The organism is Nonomuraea sp. B12E4, from assembly GCF_039871825.1.
Classification (GTDB): Bacteria; Actinomycetota; Actinomycetes; order Streptosporangiales; family Streptosporangiaceae; genus Nonomuraea.
In genome coordinates, this window is record NZ_JBDPME010000050.1 from 34,672 (window position 1) to 41,687 (window position 7,016).

6 protein-coding genes are annotated in these 7,016 nt (G+C 71.3%); 5 read left to right on the top strand and 1 reads right to left on the bottom strand.

All coding sequences use genetic code 11. The annotated features are described in order from the left end of the window. Positions 1-241: 241 nt before the first annotated feature. The 3 genes from ABGB18_RS47290 to ABGB18_RS47300 all read left to right on the top strand — a co-directional run bounded on the left by ABGB18_RS47290 (position 242) and on the right by ABGB18_RS47300 (position 2,697). Positions 242-1,654: an OFA family MFS transporter gene (locus tag ABGB18_RS47290; protein ID WP_347702281.1), complete on the top strand. Its 1,413-nt coding sequence runs from the start codon at positions 242-244 to the stop codon at positions 1,652-1,654. Then, entirely contained in the window at positions 1,651-1,782 is a 132-nt protein-coding gene (locus tag ABGB18_RS47295; protein ID WP_347702282.1) for a hypothetical protein, read from the top strand. Before ABGB18_RS47290 ends, ABGB18_RS47295 begins: the two co-directional genes overlap by 4 nt. 420 nt (positions 1,783-2,202) lie before the next feature. Then, positions 2,203-2,697 carry a hypothetical protein gene (locus ABGB18_RS47300; protein WP_347702283.1) on the top strand — a complete coding sequence of 165 codons (495 nt, stop codon included), beginning with the start codon at positions 2,203-2,205 and terminating at the stop codon, positions 2,695-2,697. Positions 2,698-2,996: 299 nt separating this feature from the next. Here ABGB18_RS47300 and ABGB18_RS47305 read toward each other — a convergent pair whose 3' ends face one another. Continuing rightward, complete coding sequence (locus ABGB18_RS47305; RefSeq protein WP_347702284.1) at positions 2,997-4,847, bottom strand: cytochrome c oxidase assembly protein; 1,851 nt, start codon at positions 4,845-4,847, stop codon at positions 2,997-2,999. Positions 4,848-5,131: 284 nt separating this feature from the next. Here ABGB18_RS47305 and ABGB18_RS47310 point away from each other — a divergent pair, with 284 nt between their 5' ends. Together ABGB18_RS47310 and ABGB18_RS47315 are read left to right on the top strand one after the other, a co-directional pair. Beyond that, positions 5,132-5,908 carry a hypothetical protein gene (locus ABGB18_RS47310; RefSeq protein ID WP_347702285.1) on the top strand — a complete coding sequence of 259 codons (777 nt, stop codon included), beginning with the start codon at positions 5,132-5,134 and terminating at the stop codon, positions 5,906-5,908. 125 nt (positions 5,909-6,033) lie between these two features. Then, positions 6,034-6,807: a hypothetical protein gene (locus ABGB18_RS47315; protein WP_347702286.1), complete on the top strand. Its 774-nt coding sequence runs from the start codon at positions 6,034-6,036 to the stop codon at positions 6,805-6,807. Positions 6,808-7,016 lie beyond the last annotated feature (209 nt).

Below are 7,016 nucleotides of genomic sequence, written 5' to 3' on the forward strand. Positions count from 1 at the left end.
TTTAGCCGCTCCGAAACCTCAATTTGAGATGTTAGTTATGTAAAAATTACGCCATCAACGCACACCGGCCGGGCCGGGGACAGGGTTCCCGCGGTCGCGCACCGGCGGCCCGGTCGCCCCCTCACAGGACCTGGGAGGAACCTCTGGGACTGGTGTGATTCGTGGTGGTTGAACAAGCGCCGACGCAAACCGTATCCCAATAGTGGACAATCAGGCATTTACTCCTCCATACTACGTTTTCATGCCTGAAGACGGCCAAATATCACCGTTTCCCTCACCTGGTGGCTTCCTCAGCCGCGCCCGCACGGTCGCGCCGCCCACCTGGAGCCGCTGGCTCGTCCCCCCCGCGGCCCTCTCGGTGCACCTGTCCATCGGCCAGGCCTACGCGTGGAGCGTGTTCAAGTCGCCCCTGGAGTCGTCGCTGCACCTGTCCGGCACGGCCAGCGCGCTGCCGTTCCAGTTGGGGATCGTCATGCTCGGCCTGTCCGCCGCCTTCGGCGGCCCGATGGTGGAGCGCAGGGGCCCGCGCTGGGCGATGTTCGTCTCGATGATCTGCTTCTCCGCGGGCTTCCTGCTGTCCGCCCTCGGCGTGGCCACCGGCCAGTACTGGCTGGTCGTCGTCGGGTACGGCTTCGTCGGCGGGATCGGCCTCGGCATCGGCTACATCTCCCCGGTCTCCACCCTGATGAAGTGGTTTCCCGACCGGCCCGGCATGGCCACCGGCATCGCCATCATGGGCTTCGGCGGCGGCGCCCTGATCGCCTCCCCGTGGTCCACGCAGATGCTCGACGCCTTCGGCACCGGTACGGGCGGGATCGCCACGACCTTCCTGGTGCACGGCGTGGTCTACGCGATCTTCATGTCGCTGGGCGTGTTCCTGGTCCGGGTCCCGCCGGCGGGCTGGCTCCCGCGCGGCTGGACTCCCGCCAAGGCCGCCACACGAGCGCTGATCACCACCGCGAACGTCTCAGCCCGCAACGCCATCCGCACGCCGCAGTTCTGGTGCCTGTGGATCGTGCTCTGCTTCAACGTCACCGCGGGCATCGGCATCCTGGAGAAGGCCTCGCCCATGATCCAGGACTTCTTCGAGAACACGGCGGCACCGGTGTCGGCGGGCGCGGCGGCCGGCTTCGTGGCGCTGCTGTCCCTGGCCAACATGGCCGGCCGGCTCGTGTGGTCCTCGATCTCGGACCTGATCGGCCGCAAGAACATGTACCGCGTCTACCTCGGCGTGGGCGCCCTGCTGTACCTGACGATCGCGCTCGCCGGGGACTCGCGGAACTTCGTGTTCATCCTGTGCGCGGTCGGCATCCTGTCCTTCTACGGGGGAGGGTTCTCCACCGCCCCGGCCTATCTCAGGGACCTGTTCGGCACCTACCAGGTGGGCGCCATCCACGGCCGGCTGCTGACCGCCTGGTCGCTCGCGGGCGTGCTGGGCCCCCTGATCGTCAACGCCATCGCCGACTCCCAGGCGGAGGCCGGCAAGACCGGGCCCGCGCTCTACACGACGTCCCTCTACATCATGATCGCGCTCCTGGTGGTGGGCTTCGTGGCCAACGAGCTCATCCGGCCGGTGCATCCCCGCTTCCACGAACCCCGGGTCGCGGAGCAGGGCCGGCAGGACGCGGTGATCACGGGACCAGGAGGATCATGATGACCGAGCCGGCCAGGACGGGCCTGTCCGCCCCCCTGATGATCGTGGCCTGGGCCTGGGTCGCCCTGCCGCTCGCCTACGGCGTCTACGAGCTGCTGCTGAAGCTCGCCCAGCTCTTCGGCGGCTGACCCCCGCCCCTTGCCCGCCCCTTGCCCGCCTCGTGGCGGCCCGGGGAGCGGGGCGGCCGGACGAACGGCGGGGCAGCGGAGCCGCCTGACCCGGATCGCGTGCCCGTCGGCGCGTTCGGCGCCCGTCGAGTCCACGTTGGTGATCGGGATCAGCCCCTGTACCGGGCGCGGCTCCACCGACGAGAGCCAGGAGTCGACCTGCGTGGCCCCGACGAACTTGCCGTAGCCGTTCACCATGCCGATCACGTGTCCGTGGTCCCGGAGGCGGCGGGTCGCCGCGGGTGCTGCCGCCACGCCGGAGTCGCCTTTCGCTGCCACGTAGATCAAACCAGGGCAATAACACGCAGCCTGCCCAGCGAACCATTCCTGCCGCACGGCACTCGAACAGGGCAGACGGTTCGTCATATACGAGAGGCCACCATGAAGAAGGTGCTCGTCGCGCTCGTCACCGGCGGCGCGTTGCTCCTCCCCGGCACACCCGCGCTCGCCCAGACCGCCAAGGCCACGCTGGGGCCCTACGGCTACGGCAAGGTCAGGCTGGGGATGACCGAGAAACAGGCCAGGGCCACCGGCGGGGTCGCGCTCAAGATGGCCTCCCAGGGCGGCTCGTGTTCCGGATGGGACCTGCGGGCCCATCCCACCGGCAAGAACGCGGTGGGACTGTACATCTCCAAGAAGCGGGGGGTGGCGGTGATCTTCGCCCCCAAGGGTGTCAGGACGCCGCGGGGCATCGGCATCGGCTCCACGATGACGCAGGTCAAGAAGGCGTACCCGGGCCTGCAGACGCCGCGGGACGGCATCCCCTCCGTCTCGGTCCCCGGCAACCGCAAGGCGCGTTACTTCTTCTTCGCCACCGCGAAGGGCAAGCTGGAGGAGCTGTCCCTCGCCCTCACGACACAGGACTGCGTGGGCTGAGAGGCCGGGCCGGGCCATGCGCGTGCACATCGACACCGACTTCGCCGGAGATCCCGACGACGCCTGCGCCCTGGCCATGGTGCTGGGCTGGCCCGGTGTGGAGGTCGTCGGCGTCACCACGACCGCGGACCCCGACGGGCGGCGAGCGGGTACGCCGCCCACTGTCCCGGCCTGCTCGGGCGGACTGAGCGGCGTGCCCGTCGTGGCCATGGGCGGCTGGCTGCCGCCGCTGGAGCCGGGCCTGCCCGCGTGGGGGCGAAACGGCCCACAGGAACGCCGGTTAGCCCTGGTCTCGGGGCTTACGCGGGCTTCACCACGGGTGCCGCCCGGGCGATCCGCCGCAGCCGGGCCAGCCGTACGCCGAGGACGGCGAGCGCCACCACCGGGAGAGTCAGGTACACCACTCCCCCGGCTACCTGCGCCGCCACCGGGTCCGGTGCGCCCGCCGGAGCCACCAGCGAGAACCAGATCTCGGCCAGCGGCGGCCCGGCCAGCAACAGCAGCCCGACCGCCGCCTGCATCGCGACCACCGCTCCCAGCAGCCACGCGCGGGCCCGCCAGGTGACGGGGCGCGGCAGCGGGTCCACACCCGCCAGCACCCAGCAGCACACCAGCCCGGCGCCGAAGCAGAGCCCCAGCGAGACCAGGTGGACGACGTGGTCGGACACCGACAGCTCCAGCAGCCGCGCGCCGTAGAGCAGCCCGAACGGCAGCGCGTGCACCACGACGACGACGCCCGGACGGGTCAGCCACCGGGCCACCCGGCTGTTCAGCACGGCCGTCGCGGCCTCGCCGTACTGGGAGCTCGCCGACGTGGCCCGCGCGGCCAGCGTCAAGGGCGCGCCGCGGGCCAGCAGCAGCGGCGCCACGACGCCGAGCACCGCGTACTGCAGCGCGTGCGCCGACACCATGGCCCGCGCGTAGCCGCCCACGCCGCCGACCAGCACCAGGGCCAGCGCCAGTAGCCCGGCGAACCAGGCGACGGTCCGCCCGGCGGGCCAGTCGACCCCGGCACGGGCGAGCCTGCGCAGCCCCACCAGGTAACCGGCGACCGGCAGCGCCAGCGCCAGCAGGATCAGCGGATCCAGCCGGACCTCGGTGACCAGCCTGATCGCCGAGTAGGGCGCCAGGCTGTAGTCGAGGATGGCGTCACGGCTGACGGCGGCGGGCGGCGGCGTACGCGACAGGCCGACCGCCAGCCCGACGGCGGCGACCATGACGACGGCCTCCCCCATGGCCAGCCGCACGAACGTACGCCGCACCGGTCGCTCGGCGACCCCCGCCACCGTGCGCCGGCGATGCGTCCATCCGAAGACCCCCAGCCCTGCCAGCGCCACCCCCTTGACCAGGACCAGCACCCCGTACCCGGTCGTCCACAGCTGCGTCACCTCACCCAGCCTGACCCAGGCGCCGGCCACGCCGGACACCGCCACCGCGACGAAGCAGCACAGGGCCAGCGTGCTGAACCGGGGCAACATCACCGCCAACCGCTCCGACCTGCGGAAATACACCAGTACGGCGGCCAGCCCGCCCACCCAGACGGCCGCCGCGAGCAGGTGCGTCGTGAGCGCGGAGACCGCGATGTCATGGTCCCCGGCCGACACGGCGTGACCGGCGTAGACCGGCGGCAGCAGGCCGAGGACGGCGATCACGAGCAGCACCCCGCTGCGCCGGTTCCTGCCGTGCCAGGACCCGAGGGCCACCACCGCGACCCAGAGCACCACGATGAGCAGCGCCTGGGCCTGGGAGAAGGCCATCCCGAAGCGGAACGCGGTGACGTCCGCGAGCAGTTCGGGCACTGGCAGGGCCACGATGTTGGAGATCGTCAGCAGGTAGGCCGCGGCCGTGCAGAGCACCCAGGCCAGCGCCCACCGGCCCGCCGCCCGTACGCAGGCGTTGGACTCCCGCGAGCCACGCGGGGCCAGGATCACCCCGGCGACCAGCGTCCCCACGGTGGCGATGGAGCACAGGTCGCCGGCCAGCCGCACCAGCGGCAGCCCCCAGCCCGTCAACGGCCCCGGATCCGGCAGCCCGGGCAGCGCCGGCTGCGGCCGCCCTCCGCCGAACCACAGGGAGCCGACCAGGAAGAGGACGCCCACCCCCACCGCGACACCGGCATACCGCCACGTCTGACGCTCAACCGCCGGCATCGGCACCCTCCTCGCGCAGCAGAAACGCCCCCTCCCGCCGGGGGACGCGCTTCTTCGCAAAGAGGTACGCACAGGACCACCGCGCGGTTCGTGCCCGTCCCGCGATCGGCGCCCCCGCGTTTCGCGACGGGTACGCAACACGCGCGCCACGCCGGCGACCTCGACGACCGTGTCACGAACGCCGTCACCGGCGAGCTCAGCTGAATGATCCCGGAAAACTCGATCGGCTTTCGCCACGCACCCGTTGTACGATGACGTGATCGTCGCGGCTGCGAGGAGGACCCATGCGTCCTGAAATTCCGGTCATGCGGATCGCCATCACCATGGTCGCGGCGCTGGCCGCCACCCTGTTACCCGCGTCACCAGCGGCGGCCGATCGCGTCCAACCCGGCGCCCCCGGCCTGAAGATCAAGGAGCACCGGTCCCACGTCAAGGCGATCGGCCCCGGCTTCGTGCTGAAGCTGTCACCGCGCGGGCTCGACGTACGCGTCGATGAGGACCGGTTCGGCGACCCCGCCAGCGGCAACCCGATCGAGCGGCAGACGATCAACCTCACCGGGCTCACGCTGCGCCCCTTCGAGTGCCGCAACGGCACGTACACGATCAGGACCGGGACCTTCAAGCGCACGTTCCGCGCCTCGCAGTTCGCCAGGCGGCCGCTCCCCTACACCGACGGCTTCGCCACCGGCGCGCCGGGCATCTTCACCCCGTTCCTCGGCGAGCTCGACGGGACCGTGACCGACGCCGACGGCCGGACGCTGCGCTTCCTGATCTCGGATTTGGTGCAGGAGGTCCTGACCGCGGACGGCTTCGCCGCCACGGCGCCGATCCACGGCCTGTTCATCGACGAGCAGGGGCGGGTGCGCGACCGCATCTCGCTCATCGGCCGCTTCAACTCCGGCCCCGACGGCCAGAACGCCAGGTACGGGATCGAGGACCGGGGCACCTGCCGACAGATCGCCGACCTCCCCTACGGCCCGGGCAGCGAGCGCGCGGTGGTGACCGGACCGCTCTTCGTGCTCCCGTTCGCCGCCCCCGTGACGGTGCCCGGGAACCACTGAGTCTCTTCACGTCCGCGGATGCCCTGACCACGTGACACGCCTGACCTGCGGCTGCTTTGCCCTCCCCGCTCTGTTCACTACGCTGAGCAGTTGTTCAGTCACTCTTTGATACGGGGGAGAGAGCCGTGCCGCGTAGCCTAGCCACCGCACTGGCCGCCATTCCGTTCGCCGCGATCCTGGGCGCCGCCGAGCCGGCGCCCACATTCGCGGCCGCCGCCTCGGACGGCTGCGGAATGTCGCGTGCCGACTGGATCGGCCACTTCGTCCAGACAGGCGGCCAGACCGCCGACTTCAGGGAGGACCGCTCCGCCACCGTCGAGGGCCGTCCGTACGTCCTGATGCTGCTGGAGGGGCGAGGGAGCTTCGGCCAGCACCTGATCGCCGACCAGGGAGCCGGCACCACGCTCAACCTCACGCCGCGGTGCGACGAAGTCGCCAGACCGTCCAAGGTCACCAGCTTCACGTACGTCAGCCGCTACGCGCGCACGCCGAGCCGTCCGTTCGTCCGTACGGCGACCACCCCGGCCGCGGTCAAGCGGTGCGACGCCCGGGTGCGGAACAGCGACGGCGCGCGGCTCTACCGCTACCACGACCACGGCCTGATGTCCGGTTACGCGATGAGGCCCACGGAGGCGAGGATCGGCTACGCCACCTGCCTGACCGGCTTCGGCAGGACCCTGGCCGGCGACTTCCGCCACCACCGGCCCGCCGGCGACACGCCCCTCTACAACTGGGTCACCTGGGGCGGCCAGCGGCAGACCTTCTACCGGCTGCTGGAGGCGGGCGAGCAGAGCTTCCGGGAGAGCAGGCTGTTCCTGCGGGACGCCGACCTCGTGCGCTGCCCGAGCGGCGAGTGCGACCGGCTCGCCCGCTGGGCCGCGCAGCGCCGCATGCTCTGACCCACAGCCCACGTCCGATTCCCGTCACCGCCGGGCCGCACGGCCCGGCGGTGACGGGACCAGGTCCGGTCAGACCTCCTCGACGCTGCTCGGCTCACGCCGGGACAGATCGATACCGAGCTCTTCCGCGGCGCGGAAGACGTCCTCGTCGGTGTCACGCATCTCGATCGACATGCCGTCGCTCGACAGCACCTCGACGTTCAGGCACA

What these genes read in the sequence shown, in the direction of transcription:
- ABGB18_RS47290 (WP_347702281.1), top strand. Translation starts at nt 242, where the DNA reads ATGCCTGAAGACGGCCAAATATCACCGTTTCCCTCACCTGGTGGCTTC.
- ABGB18_RS47295 (WP_347702282.1), top strand. Translation starts at nt 1,651, where the DNA reads ATGATGACCGAGCCGGCCAGGACGGGCCTGTCCGCCCCCCTGATGATC.
- ABGB18_RS47300 (WP_347702283.1), top strand. Translation starts at nt 2,203, where the DNA reads ATGAAGAAGGTGCTCGTCGCGCTCGTCACCGGCGGCGCGTTGCTCCTC.
- ABGB18_RS47305 (WP_347702284.1), bottom strand. Translation starts at nt 4,847, where the DNA reads ATGCCGGCGGTTGAGCGTCAGACGTGGCGGTATGCCGGTGTCGCGGTG.
- ABGB18_RS47310 (WP_347702285.1), top strand. Translation starts at nt 5,132, where the DNA reads ATGCGTCCTGAAATTCCGGTCATGCGGATCGCCATCACCATGGTCGCG.